At 70.6% G+C, this 24,305-nt stretch carries 15 protein-coding genes and 2 pseudogenes; 12 read left to right on the forward strand and 5 right to left on the reverse strand.

Translation table 11 applies throughout. The features are described 5' to 3' along the window. Nucleotides 1-12 precede the first annotated feature (12 nt). Complete coding sequence (locus OG622_RS46955; RefSeq protein WP_371583283.1) at nt 13-642, reverse strand: TetR/AcrR family transcriptional regulator; 630 nt, start codon at nt 640-642, stop codon at nt 13-15. Between the two features lie 606 nt (nt 643-1,248). Here OG622_RS46955 and lpdA point away from each other — a divergent pair. Beyond that, complete coding sequence (lpdA, locus tag OG622_RS46960; protein WP_371583284.1) at nt 1,249-2,661, forward strand: dihydrolipoyl dehydrogenase; 1,413 nt, start codon at nt 1,249-1,251, stop codon at nt 2,659-2,661. 324 nt (nt 2,662-2,985) lie between these two features. On the opposite strand, the gene OG622_RS46965 is transcribed toward lpdA, so the two are convergent. Then, nucleotides 2,986-4,041 carry an aldo/keto reductase gene (locus tag OG622_RS46965; RefSeq protein WP_371583285.1) on the reverse strand — a complete coding sequence of 352 codons (1,056 nt, stop codon included), beginning with the start codon at nt 4,039-4,041 and terminating at the stop codon, nt 2,986-2,988. A gap of 251 nt (nt 4,042-4,292) precedes the next feature. Between OG622_RS46965 and OG622_RS46970 the strand changes: the two genes are divergently transcribed. The 7 genes from OG622_RS46970 (at nt 4,293) to OG622_RS47000 (ending at nt 16,070) form a co-directional block, all read left to right on the forward strand. After that, on the forward strand, nt 4,293-4,895 hold the full coding sequence (locus OG622_RS46970; RefSeq protein WP_371583287.1) for a TetR/AcrR family transcriptional regulator: 603 nt from the start codon (nt 4,293-4,295) through the stop codon (nt 4,893-4,895). Nucleotides 4,896-5,129: 234 nt separating this feature from the next. Then, nucleotides 5,130-5,996, forward strand: coding sequence for an oxygenase MpaB family protein (locus tag OG622_RS46975; protein ID WP_371583288.1), 867 nt, complete (start codon nt 5,130-5,132; stop codon nt 5,994-5,996). 159 nt (nt 5,997-6,155) lie between these two features. Continuing rightward, on the forward strand, nt 6,156-8,450 hold the full coding sequence (locus OG622_RS46980; protein WP_371583290.1) for a tetratricopeptide repeat protein: 2,295 nt from the start codon (nt 6,156-6,158) through the stop codon (nt 8,448-8,450). A 314-nt stretch (nt 8,451-8,764) separates the two neighbouring features. Then, nucleotides 8,765-11,158 (forward strand): M4 family metallopeptidase, encoded by a 2,394-nt coding sequence (locus tag OG622_RS46985; RefSeq protein WP_371583291.1) that lies wholly within the window; start codon nt 8,765-8,767, stop codon nt 11,156-11,158. A 156-nt stretch (nt 11,159-11,314) separates the two neighbouring features. Then, a complete protein-coding gene (locus tag OG622_RS46990; RefSeq protein ID WP_371583293.1) occupies nt 11,315-12,934 on the forward strand; it encodes a phytoene desaturase family protein in 1,620 nt (539 codons plus the stop codon). A 431-nt stretch (nt 12,935-13,365) separates the two neighbouring features. Continuing rightward, on the forward strand, nt 13,366-14,478 hold the full coding sequence (locus OG622_RS46995) for an NAD(P)H-dependent flavin oxidoreductase (RefSeq protein ID WP_371583295.1): 1,113 nt from the start codon (nt 13,366-13,368) through the stop codon (nt 14,476-14,478). Further along, the gene (locus OG622_RS47000; protein ID WP_371583296.1) at nt 14,475-16,070 is read left to right on the forward strand and encodes an acyl-CoA synthetase; all 1,596 of its coding nucleotides are present in this window, start codon (nt 14,475-14,477) and stop codon (nt 16,068-16,070) included. The genes OG622_RS46995 and OG622_RS47000 overlap by 4 nt, the downstream gene beginning before the upstream one ends. 75 nt (nt 16,071-16,145) lie before the next feature. Here OG622_RS47000 and OG622_RS47005 read toward each other — a convergent pair whose 3' ends face one another. Beyond that, on the reverse strand, nt 16,146-16,961 hold the full coding sequence (locus tag OG622_RS47005) for an SAM-dependent methyltransferase (protein WP_371583298.1): 816 nt from the start codon (nt 16,959-16,961) through the stop codon (nt 16,146-16,148). A 98-nt stretch (nt 16,962-17,059) separates the two neighbouring features. Next, nucleotides 17,060-17,950, reverse strand: a pseudogene (locus OG622_RS47010) (penicillin acylase family protein); the annotation flags it as partial. 31 nt (nt 17,951-17,981) lie between these two features. Here OG622_RS47010 and OG622_RS47015 point away from each other — a divergent pair. The 4 genes and pseudogenes from OG622_RS47015 (at nt 17,982) to OG622_RS47030 (ending at nt 22,474) form a co-directional block, all read left to right on the forward strand. After that, nucleotides 17,982-19,526 (forward strand): recombinase family protein, encoded by a 1,545-nt coding sequence (locus OG622_RS47015; protein ID WP_371583299.1) that lies wholly within the window; start codon nt 17,982-17,984, stop codon nt 19,524-19,526. 187 nt (nt 19,527-19,713) lie between these two features. Beyond that, the gene (locus OG622_RS47020; protein ID WP_371583301.1) at nt 19,714-21,213 is read left to right on the forward strand and encodes an acyl-CoA synthetase; all 1,500 of its coding nucleotides are present in this window, start codon (nt 19,714-19,716) and stop codon (nt 21,211-21,213) included. Nucleotides 21,214-21,277: 64 nt separating this feature from the next. Then, nucleotides 21,278-22,111 (forward strand): annotated as a pseudogene (locus OG622_RS47025) (alpha/beta fold hydrolase); the annotation flags it as partial. A 12-nt stretch (nt 22,112-22,123) separates the two neighbouring features. Further along, the gene (locus OG622_RS47030; protein WP_371584436.1) at nt 22,124-22,474 is read left to right on the forward strand and encodes a DUF6193 family natural product biosynthesis protein; all 351 of its coding nucleotides are present in this window, start codon (nt 22,124-22,126) and stop codon (nt 22,472-22,474) included. Nucleotides 22,475-22,523: 49 nt separating this feature from the next. Here the strand turns inward: OG622_RS47030 and OG622_RS47035 are convergent, their stop codons facing one another. After that, a complete protein-coding gene (locus tag OG622_RS47035) occupies nt 22,524-24,143 on the reverse strand; it encodes an acyl-CoA synthetase (RefSeq protein WP_371583303.1) in 1,620 nt (539 codons plus the stop codon). Nucleotides 24,144-24,305 lie beyond the last annotated feature (162 nt).

Here is a 24,305-nt window from a genome sequence, read left to right on the forward strand (position 1 = left end):
CCCCGGCGCAGGTCAACCGCGGGCGCTGATGCCGTCGGCGGCCAGGCCCGACATCAGCAGAGTGATCGCATGGAACGTCCTGTCCAGGGCGTCCTCCCGATCCGCCGCGGCGGCGATGATCTGGTTGCCCTCGCACAGGCCGGCCAACAGCAACCGGGCGACAGTGGAGACGGGAACGTCCGGTTGCAGGTCACCGCGCTCGGCCAGAACGGCCAGCAGCCGTTCGATCGGCGGCTGGGCGACGGTGTCGTTGATGTGCCGGTATCGATCCCCCAGAACCGAGGGCGCCTGGGCCATCAGCTCGCGGTGCAGGGGGTCGTCGATGGTCCGCCGTAGGAACGCGTGCGTGAGGCCGGCCACCGTGGTCATGGCGGGCTGGTCCGGTGCGGCACGGATCGCCTCGGACGTCGCGTCTCCCAGGGCGCCGACCCGGTGGATCAGCTCCGTGTAGAGCTCGGCGAACATCGCTTTCTTGTCCGGGAAGTGGTGGTAGAAGGTGCCCTTGCTCACCAGCGCCGCCCCGGTGATGGCCTCCACGGACGTCTTCGCGAACCCCTTGTCGACCAACAGCTTCCGCGCGGCCGCCACCAGGTCCGCCCGGGTCTGCTCCGCGTACATCTGTCGTCGGTTTGGACCTCGCATACGCACCATCGTATATTCGATGACCTGGGGTCAGTGAATGACTTGTGGTCAGCCGATGGTCGTGGTGACCAAGCCCTCCGGAAGGCAGGCGGAGCCGTGGAGAAGCGCAGGATCGTGCCGCTGGGTGGGCTGGGTCGGGCGGTGGGCCCGCCCGGTGCGGATCGCCGCCACGCTCCAGGCACCCCTGCCGCGATCGCCGAGGGTGCGGGCAGCGTTGACGCGATGGTCCGAGCGGCTCCCCGGATCGCACCGCGAACCGGACCTCGACGGCCGTTCCACGGTGTACACGGGCCGGCCGTGCGGCCCTGGGTCTCGACACCCTCAGGCTCGGTGCCGCTGAGGCCGGAGTACACGAAATCGACGGGACGTCCGTCCGCCGTCGATGATTGCCGCGTGGGCATGGACCTTGGCATCGGGGCGCTGTAGTGGACGTCCGGGCAACTCGTCGCCGAGCTGGACCGTGTGCCGGCCGCGCCCTCGCCCTTCAGCAGCCCCCTGTATCGGGCGCTGGCGGGACGCACCGCTGTTGAGTTGATGACCAGATTGTTCGATCGGGACGAGTCGGCCTCCTGCGGGGCGTCGGCCCCCAGCGGAAAGGAACCGTCCATGGACGAGCAGGATGAGCGCTTCGACGTCGTCGTACTCGGCGCCGGCCCCGGCGGATACGTCGCCGCCATCCGGGCTGCCCAGCTGGGCAAGCGCGTCGCCGTCGTCGAGGAGAAGTACTGGGGCGGCGTCTGCCTGAACGTGGGCTGCATTCCCACCAAGGCCCTGCTGCGCAACGCAGAGCTGGCGCATGTCTTCACGCGCGAGGCGAAGACCTTCGGCATCAAGGTCGACGGGAAGATCTCCTTCGACTACGGGGAGGCCTTCCGCCGTAGCCGGAAGGTCGCGGACGGCCGGGTCAAGGGCGTCCACTTCCTGATGAAGAAGAACAAGATCACGGAAATCAGCGGTCGCGGCACGTTCGTCGACCCGCACACACTCCAGGTGGCCGACTACGACGGCAACACACGCACGATCGGCTTCGATCACTGCATCATCGCCGCCGGGGCGACCCCCAAGCTGCTGCCCGGCACCAAGCGCAGCGCGCGCGTGGTGACGTTCGAGGAGCAGATCCTCGCCGAGGACCTGCCGCAGTCGATCGTCATCGCGGGCGCCGGCGCCATCGGCATCGAGTTCGCTTACGTCCTGCACAACTACGGCGTGAAGGTCACGATCGTCGAGTTCCTGGATCGGGTCGCGCCGCTGGAGGACGTCGAGGTCTCCGCCGAACTGGGCAAGCAGTACCGGAAGTTGGGCATCGACGTTCTCACCTCGACCCGCGTCGAGTCGATCGACGAGTCCGGCCCGCAGGTCCGTGTCACGGTCACCGGCAAGGACGGCGCCCAGCAGGTCCTGGAGGCCGACAAGGTCCTGCAGGCGATCGGCTTCGCCCCGAACGTCACCGGTTACGGCCTGGAGAACACGGGCGTGACGGTCACCGAGCGCGGCGCGATCGACGTGGACGGCCGTTGCCGCACCTCGGTCCCGCACATCTACGCCATCGGTGACGTCACCGCGAAGCTGATGCTCGCGCACGCCGCCGAGGCGATGGGCGTGGTCGCCGCCGAGACGATCGCGGACGCGGAGACCATGGAGCTGGACTATGTGATGATCCCGCGGTCCACCTTCTGCCAACCGCAGATCGCCAGCTTCGGCTACACCGAGGCGCAGGCGAGGGAGAAGGGATTCGACGTCCGGGTCGCCAAGTTCCCGTTCACCGCGAACGCCAAGGCCCATGGCCTGGGCGACGCGACCGGCTTCGTGAAGCTGATCAGCGACGCCAAGTACGGCGAGCTCCTCGGAGGCCATCTGATCGGTCCGGACGTCACCGAACTGCTGCCGGAGCTGACCCTGGCCCAGCAGTGGGACCTCACCGTCCACGAGGTCGCCCGCAACGTCCACGCCCACCCCACCCTGGGTGAGGCCGTCAAGGAGGCCGTGCACGGCCTCGCGGGCCACATGATCAACATGTAGGGGGCGGCGACAGGACCCCTTGGCACCGGACCGGTCCCGCGATCGCGAGCGGCCAAGGGGATCTGTCTCCCTACGTCAGGAGGCAGTCTGGCGCCGGACCGCGACCATCAGGAGATCGAGCAGGCTGCCCAACTGGTCGCGCCCGCCGCCGGTGAGGTCGTCGTGAACATACCGACGAGGGTGACGACGATGTCGTCGGCGTGGACGTCGGCTGGGTGGGACGTGCCGCGGCTGGACGGGTGGCGCCGTCCCGCACCGTGCACACGATGCGGGACGGAAAAGTGGCGTCGGCGGCAGGGGGCCGTCGGCGGCGGGATCCGAGGCTCAGGCCGTGGGAGTGGAGGGCTGGGTGACGAGGGAGGCGTCACCGCCCTGGACGGCGTCCCGGGCGCGAGCGGTCGCCTCGTGGGGCACTCCGAGGGGGACGGCGCTGACGTCGGACAGGCGCGCGAACTGCTTCGGCGTGAGCTGGACGTCCAGGGCGTCCAGATAGTCGTCGAGCTGGGTGAGGTTACGCGGGCCGATGATCGGGACGAACGAGGTGGACGCCTGGGCGGCACGCTCACGGACCCAGGCCACCGACACCTGGGCGGGCGTCGCGCCGGTCTCCTCGGAGATGGCCAGAACGGTGTCGACGACGGCGGTCTTCTGTTCGGTGCTCTCGGTGTGGATGATCGCCTTGAGGTCGGTCAGCCGCCCCTCGGTGCTGCGGCGGTACTTGCCGGTGAGCAGTCCGCCGCCGAGGGGGGACCACAGGGCTGCGCCGAGTCCCAGGCTCTCGGCCATCGGGAGCAGCTCGCGGTCGGCGGTCCGCTCGACGAGGCTGTACTCGATCTGGATGCCCGCGACCGGTGCCCAGTTCTTCAGGTCCGCGAGGGTGGCGGCGCGGGAGACACGCCATGCGGGGAAGTTGGACAGGGCGGCATGGAGGATCTTGCCGGAGCTGACCAGGTCGTCCAGCCCGCGCAGGATCTCCTCCATGGGGGTGAGGTCGTCGGGGAAGTGGACCCAGTACAGGTCGATGTAGTCGGTGCCGAGGCGCTTCAGGCTCGCCTCCAGCGAAGCGACCATGTTCTTGCGGCTGTTGCCCGTCCTGGAGATGCCGGGCTGCGGGGAGGCCCCGTTGGTGAACTTGGTGGCAAGGACGAAGTGGTCCCGGTCGGCGGCGACGAACTTCCCCACCAGTTCTTCGGACTCGCCGAACTGGTATCCGTCGGCGGTGTCGAGAAATGTTCCGCCGGCCTCGGCGAACCTGTCGAACATCCGGCGAGCCTCGTCCGGCTCCGCACCGGCACCCCAGCCGGTGCCGAAGTTCCCCGTACCGAGTGCGTACTCGGAAACGCGCAGTCCTGTCCGTCGTCCGAAGGTCGTGTATCGCATCGGGTCTCCTTGGTGCTGGTTTCGCATCGATGGTGGGGTGGGCGGTGGCGCGGGAGGCGCTGGTCAGGGCGGTGGCCCGGCGCGGCGGTCAGGAGGGGCTGAGCACGCTCTGAACGGATGCCGCGCCGACGGACCGCCCATCCGCGTGCGGCGCGATGCCGGACGCGGTTAAGTAAGACGATCGGTCTACTTAAGGCTCCACGGTAGCTGGCCGCACCGGTCTATGTAAAACGATCGGTATCCTCAAGGCTGTGACCGAATCTCATCCCGTACGTCGGCGTCGTGGGCGGGGCGCCCGGGAGCGGATCCTCAAAGCGGCGACCGAGCTGTTCACGGCGCAGGGGATCAACGCGACCGGGATGGACCAGCTGTCGACCGTCGCCGAAGTATCGAAACGCACCCTCTACACGCACTTCCCCAGCAAGGACGAGCTCGTCGGGGCGTATCTGCGGCCCCTGGTGGACGATCTCCTGCCCGTTCCCCCGTCGCCCGACCGACCGGCACCGAGCCCGCGTGAGCAGCTCCTCGCCGTCTTCGACTGGAAGCTGCCGGAAACCACCGCTCCGTTCCGGGGGTGCCCCTTCCTGAACGTCAGCGTCGAAGTGCCTGACCCCGGGCATTCCGCCCATCAGCTGGCCGCCGTGTACAAGAGGGAGTTCGCCCGTCGCCTCACGGAGATCGCACGGCAGGCCGGGGCCGCAGACCCGGAAAGCCTCGGTGAGCAACTGGCACTGCTCTTCGACGGCGCGGCCGCACGCGGCACCGCGCTCAACAGCAGCCACCCCGGAGCGTGCGCGCGATCCATCGCGGAGTCGTTGGTCGATGCCGCCCTCCCCGGCCCGGCATCCGCGTGATGAGGTCGGCAATGTCGGCGCGGCGTCGGGCGAGGCCTGCGGGACCCGCCCTCTCCGGCGAATTCGTCACCAGCCGTCCTGCTCGCCATGGTCGGCCGGCCCGCTGTACCCACCCGCACAGGGCTTCCTCGTCCGATAGAAACTCGAACCGATGGAAGCTCGAACTGATCACCACCGCGACGGCCGCGGCGTCGCCGCCTTCCCTGGGCGAGCCGATCCGCGAGGCTGGACGGTATGGACGCCCACAGCGAGCCCTTCGAAGGTGACCCAGGCCTGTTCGGGCCTGCCTCTGTGACGTGGCAGGCCCATGGCGACCCCGTGATGTGGATCGCCGGGATCCGCGCGCTGTATCTCCAGGCCCTGCACCCCCGCGCGGTACGCGGTGTCATGCAGAACTCCGACTTCAGCAAGGAGGCCTGGGGCCGGCTGCTGCGCACGGCGAACTTCGTCGGCACGACGACGTACGGCACCACGGAGGCCGCAGAGGAGGCCGGCGCCCGCGTCCGGAAGATCCACCGGCTGCTGTCGGCGACCGACCCGGACACGGGGGAGCGGTACCGCGTCGACGAACCCGAACTGCTGCTGTGGGTGCACTGCGCCGAGATCGACTCCTATCTCCACATCCTGCGCCGCACCGGCTACCCCCTCACCGGGGCCGCCGCCGACCGCTATATCGGCGAACACCGCGTCAGTGCCCGCCTGGTGGGCCTCGACCCGGACGACGTGCCCGGGAACCGGGCGGAGTTGGCGGCCTACTTCGAGAAGGTCCGGCCCGAGCTGGCTGCCGGGCCCGAGGCGCGGGAGGTCGACGACTTCCTGCGCCGACCGCCCGCCCACCCGTTGCTCGTACCGGCACGTGAAGCACTGTGGCGGCGCGTGGCGAACCTGGCGTACGCCTCCCTGCCGCCGTACGCCCACGAGTTGTACGGCAGGCCGGGCCCCGCACCGGCCGTGGTCACCCGCCGCCTACGGCTCACCGGCACCCTGTTGCGCTGTGTTCCCGCCCGTCTGCGCTGGCAGCTCCCGCCCAAGCACATCCTCCGCGCCATGTCACGGCTCGGCCCCGGCTCCCGCCCGGCACCGTACAAAGTCGGCAGATAGGTCGCCATACTGGACGGGACAGGGTCTGTCCTTCGGATCAGGTCGGCTTCGGGCGAAGGGTGCCGAATGACCACCGGTGAGCCCCGTGGCCCAGACCTGATCCGGAAGACAGACGCCAGGGGAGGGCGGGTCCGTACGGATACGGGGGCATCGTTGGCGATGGCGGACACCAGGCTGATCCAAGGCCGGTACCGGCTGCTCGATCTGATCGGGCGCGGGGGGATGGGTGAGGTCTGGCGCGCGAGGGACGAGTCGCTGGGGCGGCTGGTCGCGGTCAAGTGTCTCAAACCCGTCAACGCCCAGCCCGACCAGTCCTTCACCCGTGTCCTGCGAGAACGCTTCCGGCGCGAGGCGCGTGTCGCGGCCGCCCTCCAGCACCGGGGGGTGACCGTCGTCCATGACTTCGGAGAGTCCGACGGGGTGCTGTTCCTCGTCATGGAGTTGTTGGAGGGCCGCAACCTCAGCCAGCTCCTGGAGGACAACAAGCACCATCCGCTGGCCGTCCCCGTGGTCGTCGAGATCGCCGACCAAGTGGCCGCCGCCCTCGCCTACACCCATCAACAGGGCATCGTGCACCGTGACCTGAAGCCCGCGAACATCATGCTGCTCATCGACGGCACCGTGAAGATCTGCGACTTCGGCATCGCCCGTCTCGGCCGCGACGTCACCTTCACCTCCCGCCTCACCGGCACCGGCATCGCGATGGGCACCCCGCACTACATGTCGCCGGAGCAGATCAGCGGCGACCAGGTCGACCGGCGCAGCGACCTCTACTCCTTCGGTTGTGTGCTCTACGAGATCGCCACCGGGGTACCGCCGTTCGACCTCGACGACGCCTGGGCGGTCCTCATGGGCCACCGCGACACCGCGCCGAGGCCCCCGCGCAGCCACCGCGACGAGGTGCCCGAGTACCTCGACCACATCATCCTGGACCTGTTGGCCAAGGAACCCGAGGAACGACCGTACGACGCGCGCGAGGTGGGCCGCAGGGTCGGAGAGGGGCGGGCGGCGACCGCGGTGGCACCGGCCCGCTTCCATGTGCCGACCATCGTCTCGCGCCCTGTCCCGCCCGAGTCCGCCCACGGTGGGCACCGGCCCCGGACGCGCCCCGAGCAGCCGTCGTCGCGCGAAGCCAGGCTGCCCTCCTGGACCCGTGGCATGACCACGGGCCACAAGGCCACCGGCGCCGGAGCCGGGCTGGGCCTCACCCCGCCGGACGGCTCCGCCGGACTCACCGGGGAATGGATCGCCCGTCCCGCCCCCGGCCGTACCGAGCGACCCGTACGCAGCGAACGGCCCACTCCGTCACCGGAGTTGATCACCACGCTGGCAGGGCGGCACAACGCGGGTCTGAGCCTGGGCCGTCTGGGCCGCTGGACGGAGGCCGGCGAGGTGCACCGCGCGGTCGCCGTCGAACGCGAACACGCCCTCGGCCCCGACCACCCCGACACGCTGTCCAGCCGCTACGAGGTCGGCTTCACCCTCAGCCGCACCGGCCGCCCCGCCGACGCGCTGCGCGAGTTCGCCCACGTCGCCCACGCCCGCGAGCACGCCCTCGGCCCCGAGCACCCCGACACCCTCGCCACCCGACAGGAAATGGCGTACGCACTGGGCCAGTTGGGCCGACACCTCGAAGCCCACCAGGCATACCTGTCCGTCCTCGGCGCCCGCGAACGCATCGCCGGCCCCGACCATCCGGACACCCTGCGCTGCCGCCACAACCTCGCCTTCAACCTCAGCAGACTCGGTCGCCTCGAGGACTCGTACCGGATGGCGAGCGAGGTCGCCGCCGCCCGCACCCGCGTGCTCGGCGCCAACCACCCCGACACCCTCGTCACGCGGTACGAAGTCGCTTACGCGCTCGGTCAGTTGGGCCGCTGGCCAGAGGCGCTGCAGACCTACCAGGAGGTCGCCGAGTCCCGCGCCCGGGCCCTGGGCCCCGACCACCCCGACACGCTCGCCGCCCGCCACGAGGTCGGGATCAGCCTCGGCCGGCTCGGCCGCAGCGCCGACGCGCTGACCCTCTACCGTGCCCTGGTCGACGACCGCACCCGTGTCCACGGCCCCGCCCACACCGAGACGCTGCGCGCCCGCCACGGCCTCGGCGTCAACCTCGGCCGCCTCAGCCGCTGGGAGGAGGCACTCGCCGAGTCCCGCGACGTGTGCGCCCTGCGCGAGCGCGTCCTCGGCCCCGACCACCCCGACACCCTGGTCAGCCGCCGTGAGGTCGCCGTCGGCCTGGGCTGGCTCGGCCGCTGGCCCGACGCCCTCACCGAGTACCGCGGCGTCGCCGACGCCCGCGAACGCGTCCTCGGCCCCGACCATCCGGACGCCCTCGCCAGCCGCAACGACGAGGCCCACTGCCTGGAACAACTCGGCCGCGGCCAGGAGGCGGCGGAGCTGTACCGGAGAGTGGCGGCGGTACGGCAGCGCCGGGCGACCGACGGGCGCTGAGGCCAGGGCGACGTCCTGTCGCCGGCGGCCCGTCGTGGCGCCCGTCCCGCGATGTGCGGCTCCGGCCCATGACGCGGGTCCCGGGAGCGTTGTAGAGGGATAACCCTCGACCGGCCCTCGAATGAACCCGAGGGGAATGACATGTCTCCGTCAACGCTGCCATTCTTCCCCCACCTTCCACGCATGCCTCACACGGTGTGCGCAGGTCGGGAACCCCCCACACCGCACTGCTCAGCTCGTCCCCCGGGCAGCACGACCCGTCTACCCGGTCTGTCACCGGCCGCCGACGCGCGGCCGTCGCAGTAGGAGCAAGAGTGAGACGTATCCCCCCTCGGGCGGCAACAGCCGGAGCCCTGGCGGCCACAGCGGCGTTCCTGGCTCTCGGCATACAGGCGGTCCCCGCTGCCGCCAAGCCGGTGCCCCACCCCAGTCCCCTCCGCACGGGAGGCCTGCCGGCCGAACTCACCCCGGCCCAGCACACGGCGCTGCTGAAGAAGGCATTCAAGCAGACCGCGGCCACCGCCGACACCCTCGGGCTCGGCTCCAAGGAGAAGCTGGTCGTCAAGGACGTCTCCAAGGACAACGACGGCACGCTCCACACACGGTACGAACGCACCTACGCAGGCCTGCCCGTCCTCGGCGGCGACCTCGTCGTGCACACCCCGCCCGCCTCCCGGGCGTCCGGCACGGTGAGCACCACCTTCAACAGCAAGCGCACCGTCAAGGTCACCTCCACCACCGCGACCTTCGCCAAGTCGGCCGCGGTGACCAAGGCCCTGAAGGCGGCCAGGGCCCTGGACGCGGAGAAGCCCACCACCGACAGTGCCCGCAAGGTCGTCTGGGCGGGCGACGGTGCCCCGAAACTCGCCTGGGAGACCGTGGTCGGCGGCCTCCAGGACGACGGCACGCCCAGCCGGCTCCACGTCATCACCGACGCCACCACGGGCGCGAAGCTCTACCAGTTCCAGGCCATCAAGACCGGTACCGGAAACAGCCAGTACAGCGGCACCATCTCCATCGGCACCACGCTCTCCGGCTCGACGTACCAGCTGAACGACGCCACGCGCGGTACCGCCAAGACGTACAACCTCAGCAACGGCACGTCCGGCACCGGCACCCTGATGACCGACGCCGACGACGTGTGGGGCACCGGCTCCGGCTCCAACACCCAGACCGCCGGTGTCGACGCCCACTTCGGCGCCCAGACGACCTGGGACTTCTACAAGAACACCCTGGGCCGCAGCGGCATCAAGAACGACGGAGTCGCCGCCTACTCGCGCGTCCACTACAGCACCGCGTACGTCAACGCCTTCTGGGACGACGCCTGCTTCTGCATGACGTACGGTGACGGCGAGGGCGGTACCAAGGCCCTCACCTCGCTCGACATCGCCGGCCACGAGATGACCCACGGCGTCACCTCCAACACCGCGAACCTCAACTACACCGGAGAGTCCGGCGGCCTCAACGAGGCGACCTCCGACATCTTCGGCACGGGCGTGGAGTTCTACGCCGCCAACAGCTCCGACGTCGGTGACTACCTCGTCGGCGAGGAAGTCGACATCAACGGTGACGGCACACCGCTGCGTTACATGGACGAGCCCGACAAGGACGGCTCCTCGGCCGACAGCTGGTACTCGGGCATCGGCAACCTGGACGTCCACTACTCCTCGGGCCCGGCGAACCACATGTTCTACCTGCTCTCCGAGGGCAGCGGCTCCAAGACCATCAACGGCGTGACCTACAACAGCCCGACCTCGGACGGCGTCGCCGTCACGGGTATCGGCCGGGCCGCCGCCCTGCAGATCTGGTACAAGGCGCTCACGACCTACATGACGTCGAGCACCACCTACGCCGGCGCCCGCACCGCCGCGCTCAACGCCGCCGCGGCCCTGTACGGCACCAGCTCCACGCAGTACGCGGGGGTCGGCAACGCCTTCGCCGGGATCAACGTCGGCAGCCACATCTCCGTGCCGACCACCGGCGTCACGGTCACCAACCCGGGCAGCCAGTCCTCGACCGTCGGCACCGCCGTGAGCCTGCAGGTCTCGGCCTCCAGCACCAACAGCGGCTCGCTGACCTACGCCGCGACCGGCCTGCCCACCGGCCTGTCGATCAGCGCCTCCACCGGCGTCGTCTCGGGCACCCCGACCACGGCCGGCACCTACAGCACCACCGTCACGGTGACCGACAGCACCGGCGCGACCGGCACGGCGAGCTTCACCTGGACGGTCAGCTCCTCCGGAGGCGGCAGCTGCACCTCGACACAGCTCCTGGGCAACGCGGGCTTCGAGTCGGGAAACACGACCTGGACGGCGTCGAGCGGTGTCATCACCAACTCCAGCAGCCAGGCGGCCCGCACCGGCTCCTACAAGGCCTGGCTCGACGGCTACGGATCGACCCACACCGACACGCTGTCGCAGTCGGTGACGATCCCGAGCGGCTGCACCAACACCACCTTCACCTTCTACCTGCACGTCGACACGGCCGAGACCACCACCAGCACCCAGTACGACAAGCTGACGGTCACCGCCGGGTCGACGACCCTGGCCACCTACTCCAACCTCAACGCGGCCTCCGGTTATGTACAGAAGTCCTTCAGCCTCGGGTCCTTCGCGGGCAGCACCGTGAGCCTGAAGTTCACCGGCGTCGAGGACTCCTCGCTGCAGACCAGCTTCGTCGTCGACGACACCGCCGTGACGACCGGCTGACCGGCGTCACCTGATCCGTACCAGGACCGGGGGCGACGTGGGTGCCCAACTGCCCGCGTCGCCCCCGGTGCGCCGACTCCACCGGCGGTACGGCCGGTTCGTCCACCTGCACCCGCACCCCTGGCCGACCTCGATCATCGCGTGTTACGAAGAGCCATGCCTGCCACCCCCGCACACCCCCCTCAGCCCGGACGCCCGGCCGGACCCCGGCCGCACGACTCGTACGACGCCGTGATCGTCGGCGGTGGCCACAACGGCCTGGTCGCCGCCGCCTACCTCGCCCGCGCGGGGCGTTCCGTGCTCGTGCTGGAACGGCTGGACCACACCGGCGGCGCCGCCGTCTCCTCGCGCCCCTTCGCCGGGGTCGACGCCCGGCTGTCGCGGTACTCCTACCTGGTCAGCCTGCTGCCCCGGAAGATCGTGCGGGACCTGGACCTCGACTTCCGTGTCCGTGGCCGCACGATCTCGTCGTACACCCCCGTCGAACGCGACGGCCGGCCCACCGGCCTGCTCGTCGGCGGCGGCGAACGCCGCACCCGCGAGGCGTTCGCGCGGCTGACCGGTTCGGGCCGCGAGTACGAGGCCTGGCAGCGCTTCTACGCGATGACGGGCCGCGTCGCCGGACGGGTGTTCCCGACGCTCACCGAGCCCCTGCCCACCCGGGACGACCTGCGTGACCGCATCGACGACGAGGAGGCGTGGCGGATCCTCTTCGAGGAGCCGATCGGCACGGCCGTCGAATCGACCTTCGGCGACGACCTCGTACGCGGTGTCGTCCTCACCGACGCGCTCATCGGCACCTTCACGGACGCCCACGACCCCTCCCTCCGCCAGAACCGCTGCTTCCTCTACCACGTGATCGGCGGCGGCACGGGCGCCTGGGACGTGCCCGTCGGTGGCATGGGCGCCCTCACGGACGCCCTGGCCACGGCCGCGCGCGCGGCGGGTGCCGTGATCGCCACGGGCCACGAGGCCCGCCGGATCGCGACGGACGGCCGGTCCGCCGAGATCACCTACCGGACCGCCGACACGGAGCGCACCGTCGCCGCACGGCACGTCCTGGTGAACGCCTCGCCGCGGGAACTGGCCACGCTGACCGGCGACGAACCGCCCACCCCCGCCGAGGGCGCCCAGCTCAAGGTGAACATGCTGCTCAAGCGGCTCCCGAGGCTCCGCGACGAGTCCGTCGACCCACGCGAGGCCTTCTCCGGGACCTTCCACATCGCCGAGGGATACGGCCAACTGGCCGCCGCCTACGCCCAGGCGGCCTCCGGCGCACTGCCCGAGGCCCCGCCCTCCGAGATCTACTGCCACTCCCTCACCGACCCGACCATCCTCGGCCCGGACCTGGCGGAACAGGGCTACCAGACACTCACCCTGTTCGGCCTGCACACACCCGCGCGGCTGTTCGAGGCCGACAACGACGGCGTACGCGAGGAACTCCTCAAGTCCACCCTCGCCCAACTGGACGCCCACCTCGCCGAACCCCTCGCCGACTGCCTGGCCACCGACGCCGACGGCCGCCCCTGCATCGAGGCCAGGACCCCCCTCGACCTGGAACGCGACCTCGGCCTCCCCGGCGGCAACATCTTCCACCGCGACCTCGCCTGGCCCCACGTTCAGGAAGGCACCGGCCGCTGGGGCGTCGAGACCCGCCACGCCAACGTCCTGCTGTGCGGCGCGGGAGCCGTGCGCGGCGGCGGGGTGAGCGGGGTCCCCGGCCACAACGCGGCGATGGCGGTCCTGGAGGAGTCCGGGACGGGTGCCCTGCCGTAGAGCCGTAGGCAGGGCAGGCAGGTACGTGGGCGGCGGCCATTGTCCGGTCGCCGGAACACCCCTGCCAAACAATGCGCCGTGCGCTGGAATCAGTGGTGCGAGCGGCGACGGGGGGCCGTTCACGGGGGAAGCGCCCTGCTGATTGCCCGCGGTCAGCAGGGCCGCCGCCCGCTCGCAACTCCGCGGTGACCCGGTGCCAGGCCCGGCCCGACCACCCCGTGACCGACCCGGACGGATGCTCCCGCACTCAAGAAGCCACGTCCGCATCCACCCCCTGAGGGGCGCCGGGAACTGCGCGACCAGCCCCCACGGACCCGCACGCGCCATACCGCCTCCCGTGGCACCCCCTCCAGCGCGCCGTCCCCGCCAAATCTGACGGCGCATCAGAAAAACCCTTCCCTCGTCCGGAGGACTACGGCATTCTGCGCACCATGCAGACGGAGCTGAGCAACAAACTCGGAGTCCAGTACGCCGTCTTCGGCTTCACGCCATTCCCCGCGGTCGCGGCGGCCATCAGCCGGGCCGGCGGCTTCGGGGTACTCGGCGCGGTCCGCTACACGGCCCCCGACGACCTCAAGCGCGACCTGGACTGGATCGAGGCCCACGTCGACGGCAAGCCGTACGGCCTGGACGTCGTCATGCCGGCCAAGAAGGTCGAGGGCGTCACCGAGGCCGACGTCGAGGCGATGATCCCCGAGGCACACCGGCAGTTCGTCCAGGAAACCCTCGCCAAGTACGGCGTGCCCGAGCTGGCCGAGGGCGAGGTCTCCGGCTGGCGCATCACCGGCTGGATGGAGCAGGTCGCCCGCAGTCAGCTCGACGTCGCCTTCGACTACCCGATCAAGCTGGTGGCCAACGCGCTCGGCTCCCCACCCGCCGACGTCATCGACCGCGCCCACGAACAGGACGTCCTCGTCGCCGCGCTCGCCGGCAGCGCCCGCCACGCCCGCAAGCACGCCGAGGCGGGCATCGACATCGTCGTGGCCCAGGGCTACGAGGCCGGCGGTCACACCGGCGAGATCGCCTCCATGGTGCTGACCCCCGAAGTCGTCGACGCCGTCGCCCCGTTGCCGGTCCTCGCCGCCGGCGGCATCGGCAGCGGACAGCAGGTGGCGGCCGCCCTCGCCCTGGGCGCCCAGGGCGTCTGGCTCGGTTCGCTCTGGCTGACCACCACCGAGGCCGAACTGCCCTCGCCCCGGCTGATCGAGAAACTGCTCGCCGCCGGCTCCGGCGACACGGTCCGCTCCCGCGCCCTCACCGGCAAACCCGCGCGCCAGCTCCGTACCGAATGGACCGACGCCTGGGACGACCCCACGGGACCCGGCACCCTCCCCATGCCCCTCCAAGGGCTGCTCGTCGCCGAGGCGGTCTCCCGGATCCAGAAGCACGAGGTGGATCCGCTGCTCGGCACCCCGGTCGGACAGATCGTCGGCCGGATGAACAGCGAACGCAGCGTCCAGGCAGTCTTCGACGACCTCACCCGGGGCTTCGAGAAGGCCGTGGACCACATCAACCGGATCGCCGGAAGGAGCGAGGGACAGTGAGCCAAGCCCCCCAAGGCCAAGCCCCCCAAGGCCAAGCCCCCCAGGGGCAACCTCCCCAGGGCTTCTGGGCCCAGGCCGCCGCCGACCCCGGCCGCACGGTGCTCATCGCCCCCGGCGGGGAGGAATGGACCGCCGGACGACTGCACGCCGAGACCAACCGGCTGGTGCACGGCCTGCGCGCCGCCGGCCTCGAACGCGGTGACGCCTTCGCGGTCGTCCTGCCCAACGGCGTCGAGTTCTTCACCGCCTACCTCGCCGCCACCCAGGCCGGTTTCTACCTCGTCCCCGTCAACCACCACCTCGTGGGCCCCGAGATCGCCTGGATCGTCGCCGACTCGGGCGCCAAGGTGCTCATCGCGCACGAGCGGTTCGCCGAAGCCGCCCGGAACGCCGCCGACGAGGCCGAGCTCCCCGCGAGCCACCGGTACGCGGTCGGCACGGCCGACGGCTTCCGCCCGTACGCCGAACTGCTCGACGGGCAGCCCGAGTCGGCACCCGGCGACCGCACCCTCGGCTGGGTCATGAACTACACCTCGGGTACCACGGGCCGCCCCCGGGGAATCCGCCGCCCGCTGCCCGGCAAGCTCCCCGAGGAGTCCTACCTCGGCGGCTTCCTCGGCATCTTCGGCATCAGGCCGTTCGGCGACAACGTCCACCTGGTGTGCTCGCCGCTCTACCACACGGCCGTCCTGCAGTTCGCCGGCGCGTCCCTGCACATCGGGCACAGGCTGGTGCTGATGGACAAGTGGACACCGGAGGAGATGCTCCGCGTCATCGACGCCCACCGCTGCACGCACACCCACATGGTGCCCACCCAGTTCCACCGGCTCCTCGCCCTCCCCGAGGAGGTGCGCGCCCGCTACGACGTGTCGTCCATGCGGCACGCCATCCACGGGGCGGCGCCCTGCCCGGACCATGTGAAGCGGGCCATGATCGAGTGGTGGGGTGAGTGCGTCGAGGAGTACTACGCGGCCAGTGAGGGCGGCGGCGCCTTCGCCACCGCCGAGGACTGGCTGAAGAAGCCAGGCACGGTCGGCAAGGCCTGGCCCATCAGCGAACTCGCCGTCTTCGACGACGACGGCAACCGGCTGCCGCCCGGCGAACTCGGCACCGTCTACATGAAGATGAGCACCGGCGGCTTCTCGTACCACAAGGACGAGGGCAAGACGCGGAAGAACCGCATCGGCGACTTCTTCACCGTGGGCGACCTCGGCCTCATCGACGAGGACGGCTATCTCTTCCTCCGCGACCGCAAGATCGACCTCATCATCTCCGGCGGCGTCAACATCTACCCCGCCGAGATCGAGGCCGCCCTGCTCACCCACCCCGCCGTCGCCGACGCAGCCGCCTTCGGCATCCCGCACGACGACTGGGGCGAGGAGGTCAAAGCCGTGGTCGAGCCCGCCCCCGGATTCACCCCGGGGCCGGTGCTCGCCGAGGAGATCCTCGCCCACTGCACCCGCCGACTCGCCGGGTACAAGCGCCCGAAGAGCGTCGACTTCACCGAGGCGATGCCCCGCGACCCGAACGGCAAGCTCTACAAGCGGCGGCTGCGGGAGCCGTACTGGGAGGGCAGGCAGAAGGCCCTGTGACGGAAGGACCCGGCCGGTGTGACGGGCCGGCCGGGTACGGGCGGGGCGGTCGCACGGTCCGCTCGCGCGCGGGCCTCAGCGCTTGCGAGCGACCCCGCCCACCGCGATCACCTCGCCGGAGCCGCCGGGCGCCGTCGGGTTCGGCCGCCAGTCGTTCAGCGGTACCACCCCCGGCGCCAGCAGCTCCAAGCCGTCGAAGAATCCGGCGAGTTCGGCCGGGCTGCGCAGGTAGTAGGGGACCGCGCCGCTCTCGTTGTAGGCGCGGGTGGCCTCGGCGTTGGCCTCGTTCGTGTCCACGCTGTCGTTGAACGCGAGGTAACTCCCCGACGGCAGGGCGGCCATCAGCGCGCCGATGATCGAGCGGGCCTCGTCGTAGTCGGCGATGTGCCCACTGACCTGCATCAGCGTCAGCCCGACCGGCTGCGAGAGGTCGAGGGTCCGGGCCGCCTCGCGGAGGACGGTCTCGGGGTCGTGCAGATCGGAGTCGATGTAGTCGGTCGCCCCCTCGGGCGTGCCGGCGAGCAGCGCCCGCGCGTGGGTCAGGACCAGCGGGTCGTTGTCCACGTAGACGACCCGCGCCCGAGGGGCCACCCGCTGGGCGATCTCGTGCGTGTTGTCGGCGGTCGGCAGACCGGTGCCGATGTCCAGGAACTGACGTATGCCGGCCTCCGCGGCGAGGTGGGTCACCGCGCGCCCGAGGAAGGCCCGGGAGTCACGGGCCAGGTCGGTGATGCCCGGGAACACCGCGCGGAAGGCGTCGCCCGCCGCGTGGTCGACCGGGTAGTTGTCCTTGCCGCCCAGCCAGTAGTTCCAGATACGGGCCGAGTGCGGCACCGTCGTGTCGATCAGGGCGGTCGAATCCGTCTGCGGACGTAACGAGTCCTGCGCCACCGGGCGGCCTCCTCAAGAAAAGCGGTGATATGCCAACGGCATGGTGCTGACACAGGAATGGTGCCGCCCCGAGCGGGGGCGGCACCACCTGCCTCGACTCATTGGCTCACACGGACCACCTTCAACTTCGGCGAGGACAGGATGTCCTTCTCGCAGAAACGGGACGTCACCCACTTCTCCGCCGAGAACAGCCGTGTCTGGTCCAGGTGGTGAGGCGAGTTCGGGTTGGAGGACTGCGAATACGTCAGCAGCGTCCGGGCCACCGGGCAGCGGCCGCCGTCCCAGCCCACCGCCTGAATGTGGCTGGAACCCGACGAGACCTCCTGGTAGACACCCTCGGCCGGGCGCCACGGCGACTCGATCTTGTTCCACACGCCCAGCGACTCCGTGCCCCCGGGCACCGGGATGCGCCGGTCGTTCCGTACGACGAACTGGTGGTCGCCGAGTTCCGCGTCCAGCGCCACGCCCGCCGCCCGCAGATCCTTCACCGTGTCGGCGAGGGCCGTGGCGAAGCCGGGCGCGTCCGTGTTGAGCGTGTTCGGGGTGTTGACCGGGTCGGCCGCGGAGAAGGGCACCTTCCAGAACTGCCCGCGCGGCACCACCGCGTTCAGCCGCCGCCAGAACCGGTCGAAGAGCAGCGCGCCCTCGCTGTCGGTGTTCGTGGTCCGGTCCCACGCCTTGAACACACCACACGCCTCGGACACATCGACGACCGTGCCGCTACTGCCCGTCGCCGTGCCGCCCGGCAGCGCGGCACACGCCCGCGCCACGTCCTCGACGGCGAGATCCGCCGCGGGCACCCGGTTCGCGAACTGCTGCCGCTGCAGGTCCCGTACGGTGAGGCCGCCCTTGTCGGCCATCGCCGCCACGTCCTCGATCGCGCCGCGCGTCCGCATCGACCGCTGGGTCCCGAGATTGCCGAAGACCCGCTCGTATCCGGTCAGCGGCTGGTCCGCGTTGGCCAGCCACGCGCTGTTGTTCGAGTTATCCAAGTCCATGATCCAGGCGTACTTTGGACGCATGACACGCACCGTGAACGAACCGCTCCGCGCGGTGATCTACGCCCGACTGTCCAACGGATCCGCCAACACCCCCAGCCAGGTGCGGCGTTGCCGTGAACTGGGCGCCCGCCTGGGCGCCACCATCGTGGCCGTCAAGGTCGACGACGATCGGACCGCCATGGGCAAGAACGGCCAGCGCGCCGACCGTCCCGCGTACGACGAAGCGGTGGATCTGCTGACCACCGGCGCGGCCGACGCGGTGCTCTGCCTGCACACGGACCGGCTGTACCGGCAGAGCCGCGACCTCGAACCGCTGATCACCGTGGTGGAGAACACGGGCGTCATGGTCTACCCGGTGGAGACCGGCCCGCTGGACCTGGCCACCGCGTCCGGCCGCATGGTCGCCCGTATGCTCGCGGCCGTGGCCAGTCACGAAGTGGAGCGCGCCCGTGAGCGCATGCTCGACAAGAAGGAAGATCTCCGCGCGGCGGGGGTCAACCACGGCGGGCCCCGTGCGTTCGGCTACCAGCCCGTGCAGCCGCACGCCAAGGGTGAGGCTCCCGCCGTGCCGCAAGTCGACGAGACCGAGGCGGAATTGATCCGTATGGCGGCGGACGCGGTGCTGGCCCGCGCGGTCGACCCGGACACAGGCCTGACGCTGGCGGGCATCTGCCGCGCCTGGAACGACAAGGGCGCGCTCACCCCCCGGGGCAATCCGTGGACCGTGCCGTCGCTGCGCAAGGCGCTGCTGTCTCCGCGCATCGCCGGACGCGTCGCCCACAAGGGCGAGGACATCGGCCCGGCACAGTGGGCCGCGATCCTCGACCATGATCTGTGGCTGGCCGTGTGCACCGTGCTGACCGACAAGTCCCGTGCCTCGCACCTGAGTTCAGGCCACGACGGCAAGACCGTGAAGTACCTGGGCAGCGGGATCTACCAGTGCCATTGCAGCGCCGTGATCCGGCCCGGCGGTGCGCATGCCGGACGGCCGCAGCAGTACCGGTGCACCGAACGCGCGCACCTGATCCGGCAGGTGGCGCGGGTCGACGATTTCGTGGAACGCGTGATCATTGCCCGGCTGTGTGAGCCGGATGCCCGCGAGGTGTTCATGGCCCCTGTGGCGTCGGTCTCCGCCGGGGTGGACCTGGTGGGGCTGACCGCCCGTCACGCCGCGCTCACCGCCCGGCTGGAACGTCTGGCGGACGCGTTCGCCGGTGACGACGACCAGGACCCTGTGGAGTACCGCCTCGCGGCGCGGGGAATCAAGAAACAACTCGCGGTCGTGGAGCAAGAGATCGCCGATGTGCAGGCGCAGGCCGCCGCCGCCCGCGAGCCGGGACCGCTGGACGGGGTGGACCTTCCCGAGCTGACACGGCGTCACGCGACCGACGCAGACGACGCCCTGGCGTGGTGGCGCGAGACCCACAGCCTGGACCGGCGCAGGAAGATCCTCAGCGTGCTCGCCACGGTGACCCTGCTGCCCGCGCAGACCGGACGGCCGTCCGGGTGGCGGCCGGGCATGCCGTACTTCGATCCGGAGTCCGTCGGCATCGCGTGGAATTGATCTGTAGATCATCCCCGTAACTCGCCGAATGGATCCTCCCTCAAGGTGACTCGCCGAGCGATGGTCGAGGTTGAGCGACTTCCCGCCATGTGTGCCGGATTCCGGGCGTGCGGGTGGCGCGCTTGACCTCGCTCCCGCGGCGGAACGAGGATCGGGCGTCGGAAACGTGGACGAAGGAGCGGGAATCATGACGGCTGGCCGCAGCGTGACGGTCGACGGGACGTTGCGACGCAGCGCCCGGCGCATCCCCGCCCGTGTCGCGATCCACTACGGCGAACGGTCCTGGACCTACGCCGAGCTGGACGACGCGGTCTCCCGCGCGGCCCGCGCCCTGCGTGACACCGGACTGCGGGCCGGCGACCGGGTCGCCGCCTACGGCCACAACTCGGACGCCTACCTCATCGCCTTCCTGGCAGCCGCCCGCGCCGGCCTGGTCCACGTCCCGGTCAACCAGAACCTCACCGGTGACGACCTCGCGTACATCCTCGACCAGTCCGGCAGCACCCTCGTCCTCACCGATCCCGACCTGGCCGGGAACCTCCCCGAGGGCACCCGCATCCTGCCGCTGCGCGACGCGGACGACTCGCTCCTCGTCCGCCTCGCCGCCACGGAGCCGTACGACGGCGAGGAGCCCCGCGCCGAGGACCTCGTCCAGCTCCTGTACACCTCGGGCACCACCGCGTTCCCCAAGGGCGCGATGATGACGCACCGCGCGCTGGTGCACGAGTACCTCAGCGCGATCGCCGCCCTCGACCTCCAGGCGGGCGACCTGCCCGTGCACTCCCTGCCGCTGTACCACTCCGCGCAGATGCACGTCTTCCTGGTGCCGTACCTCGCGGTCGGCGCCACGAACACGATCCTCGACGCACCCGACGGCGACCGCGTCCTCGACCTCGTGGAGGAGGGCCGCGCCGACAGCTTCTTCGCCCCGCCCACCGTGTGGATCGCCCTCGCCAATCGCCCCGACTTCGACACCCGCGACCTCGGCGGGCTGCGCAAGGCCTACTACGGGGCGTCGATCATGCCGGTGCCCGTCCTGGAACGGCTCAAGGAGCGCCTGCCGAAGCTCGCCTTCCACAACTGCTTCGGGCAGAGCGAGATCGGTCCGCTGGCGATGGTCCTCGGCCCGCACGAGCACAGGGGACGGATGGACTCCTGCGGACGTCCCGTCATGTTCGTCGAGGCCAAGGTCGTCGACGAGGACGGCGAGGAGGTGCCCGACGGCACTCCCGGCGAGATCGTCTACCAGTCGCAGCAACTCTGCGAGGGCTACTGGGAGAAGCCGGAGGAGACCGCCGAGGCCTTCCGCGACGGGTGGTTCCACTCCGGGGACCTCGCCGTGCGCGACGCCCACGGGTTCTTCACCGTCGTCGACCGTGTGAAGGACGTCATCAACTCCGGCGGCGTCCTGATCGCCTCCCGCCAGGTCGAGGACGCGCTCTACACCCACGAGGCGGTCGCCGAGGCCGCGGTGATCGGTCTGCCCGACGACCACTGGATCGAGGCCGTCACTGCGGTCGTCGTACGCCGGGCAGAGGCCACGGAGGACGAACTCATCGCCCACGCCCGCGAGAAGCTCCCCCACTTCAAGGCACCGAAAAAGATCCTCTTCGTGGACGAACTGCCGCGCAACGCGAGCGGGAAGATCCTCAAGCGGGAGCTGCGGGACCGCTTCGCGCAGGCGTGAGCACACGCGGCGACGCCGTGAACTCCGTTGCGGCGCCCACCGCCCGCCCCTGAAGATCGACACCATGCCGACCTTCACCGCACCCGACGGAACCGAACTCACCTACCACCTGCGCGGCGAGGGCGACCCGCTCGTCGTCCTGCCCGGCGGAGCGATGCGTGCCTCCGCCTACCTGGGCGATCTGGGTGGCCTCACCGCCCACCGGCGGCTGGTCCTGCTCGACCTGCGCGGCACGGGCGACTCCGCGATCCCCGCCGATCCGGCGACGTACCGGTGCGACCGGCAGGTCGACGACGTGGAGGCACTCCGCGTCCACCTGGGTCTGGACCGTGTGGACCTGCTCGCCCACTCGGCCGGCGGCAACCTGGCCACGCTGTACGCGGCCCGGTACCCCCAGCGGGTCTCCCGCCTGGCGCTGATCACCGCCACCCCCTGGGCGGTGGGTCTGCCGGTGACCGTCGAGGACCGCCTCGCCGCCGCCCGGCTGCGCGAGGACGAGCCGTGGTTCGCCGAGGCGTACCCGGCGTTCGAGGCGGCCTGGACCGGGCGGGGCCCCTTCGACGACGCCATGATGCCGTTCTTCTACGGCCGCTGGGACGACACCGCCCGCGCCCACATGGCCACCGACGAACGGCAGACGAATGACGAGGCGTCCGCCGCCTACGGCTCCGCAGGCGCCTACGACCCGCCCGCCACCCGCGCCGCGCTCGCCGAACTGGCGGCGCCGGTCCTCGTGTACGCGGGCGAACTCGACACCGGCCCGACCCCGGAACTGGCCCGACGCGTGGTCGGCCTCTTCCCCGAGGCGGAGTTCTCGGTCCAGCCCGCAGGCGGCCACTTCCCCTGGCTCGACAACCCGGAGTGGTTCGTACGGCGGGTCACGGCCTTCCTCACCGGTGAGGAGTCAGTGGTGGAGCGGACCTGGCGCATGCTGCTGGAGCGCCACCCCGAGGCGCGCCGAGGTGATCCCGAGCTGATCGAAGCGGCGTACGCCGAGCCGCGGCTCCGTCAACTGTTCCCGTACCCCGGCCACGGCTGCCTCTCCTTTCACCGCAACACGGACTCTCCCCTCAGCTGCGACCTGCCTTTCATCGCCGGCGGCATCACGACCCACACGGTCTACGCCGCCGGTTATGCCGAAGAGCTGGGCGAGACGCGGACTGCGCAGGAGGCCGCCGCACTGGTCGTGGCCCATCTTCCGGACGACTGCGGGCCGGCCGTGGAAGGACCGTGGCCGGAAGCGGGAAGCGGCTCCCGGTAGCCGGGACGGGCCCCACTTTCGCGGACTCCTCTCGTGGAGCCCGACGCTCTCAGCCGTCGGCCGCCGTGGCCACCGACCGCGCCCAGCGGTAGTCCGCCTTGCCGCTGGGGGAGCGCTGGATGGTGTCCGTGAGGACCAGCTGGCGGGGGATCTTGTAGCCGGCCAGGCGGGTACGGCAGTGGGTCTGGATGTCCTCCAGGGACGGCTGGGCGGCCCCCGTGCGCAGCTGCACCACGGCGGCGACATGGTTGCCCCAGCGGGCGTCCGGCACCCCGGCGACCAGCGCGTCGTACACGTCGGGGTGGGCCTTCAGGGCCTGTTCGACCTCCTCCGGGTACACCTTCTCGCCGCCGGTGTTGATGCACTGCGAACCCCGGCCGAGGACCGTGACGACGCCCTCCTCGTCGACGGTCGCCATGTCGCCGAGGAGCACCCAGCGCTCGCCGTCCCGTTCGAAGAAGGTCTCGGCGGTCTTCCTCGGGTCGTTGTAGTAGCCGAGGGGGACATGGCCCCGCTGGGCGACCCGGCCCGGCACACCGACCGGCACGGGTTCGTACGTCGCCGGGTCCACGACCCGCGTACCGGAGTGGACGCGGATACGGAAACCGTCGCCCGCGCCCGAGTCCGCCGTCGCCGTGCCGTTGAAGCCGGATTCCGACGAACCGAAGTTGTTCAACACCATCGCGTTCGGCACCAGCGCCTGGAACTGCTGCCGGACTGTCTCCGACATGATCGCTCCGGAGGACGACACGCTGAACAGGGACGAGCAGTCCGTGCCCCTCATCGGGCCGTTGAGCGCGTCGATGAGCGGCCGCAGCATCGCGTCGCCGACCAGCGACACACTGGTGACCTTCTCCTTCTCGATCGTCCGCAGGGCCTCCTCGGGCACGAACTTGCGGTGGATCACGACCCGTTGGCCGAAGTTGAACCCGATGAACGCGGTGAGCGTGGAGGTGCCGTGCATCAGCGGGGCCGTGGGAAAGAACGTGATCCCGTCGCCGCCGGCCGCGACCCGCTCGGCCAGTTCCTCCGGTGACTTCACCGGCTCCCCGGTGGGGGCGCCACCGCCCAACCCCGAGAAGAACAGGTCCTCCTGACGCCACATCACCCCCTTGGGCATGCCGGTCGTGCCGCCGGTGTAGATGATGAACTGGTCGTCGCCCGAGCGGGCCGGGAAGCCCCGCCCGGCGGACGCGGTCGCCACCGCCCCGGCGAAGTCGACGACGTCCAGGGCGGGCGCGTCCGGCGCGGAGGTCCCCACCCGCACCAGATGCCGCAGCTTCTCCGTCCGCGGCAGCGCGGCCGCCACCCGCCCCGTGAACTCCGTGTCGAAGACCAGACCGGCCAGATCCGCGTCCCGGTAGAGGTAGACCAACTCGTCTTCCACATAACGGTAGTTGACGTTGACCGGCACGATCCGTGCCTTGAGGCACCCGAGCGCGGTCTGCAGATACTCGATGCCGTTGTAGAGGTGCAGCCCCACATGCTCACCGGGCGCTATCCCGCTGTCGAGCAGATGGTGCCCGACACGGTTGGCCGCCGCGTCCAGTTCCGCGTACGTCAGCCGGTGTTCCGCGCCCGTACCGGGGACGTCGAGATACGCGAGCGCCGCCCGTTCGGGTACCACGTCGACCACCGACTCGAACAGGTCGGCAAGGTTGTACTCCACCGCGCTCCTCCTGACCCCGGACGTGACCGACACGCGTGCCGTAACCGTCGGTTCGCCGGTCATCAGAGCAAAGGGCGCCGTGACTGTGAAGGGTTCGCGCAGAAGAAATCTGACTGTGTGTCAGAAAACCCTTGTACTGACTCGGCGCCTCCTGCAACCTGT

It is taken from the genome of Streptomyces sp. NBC_01314 (assembly GCF_041435215.1).
Classification (GTDB): Bacteria; Actinomycetota; Actinomycetes; order Streptomycetales; family Streptomycetaceae; genus Streptomyces.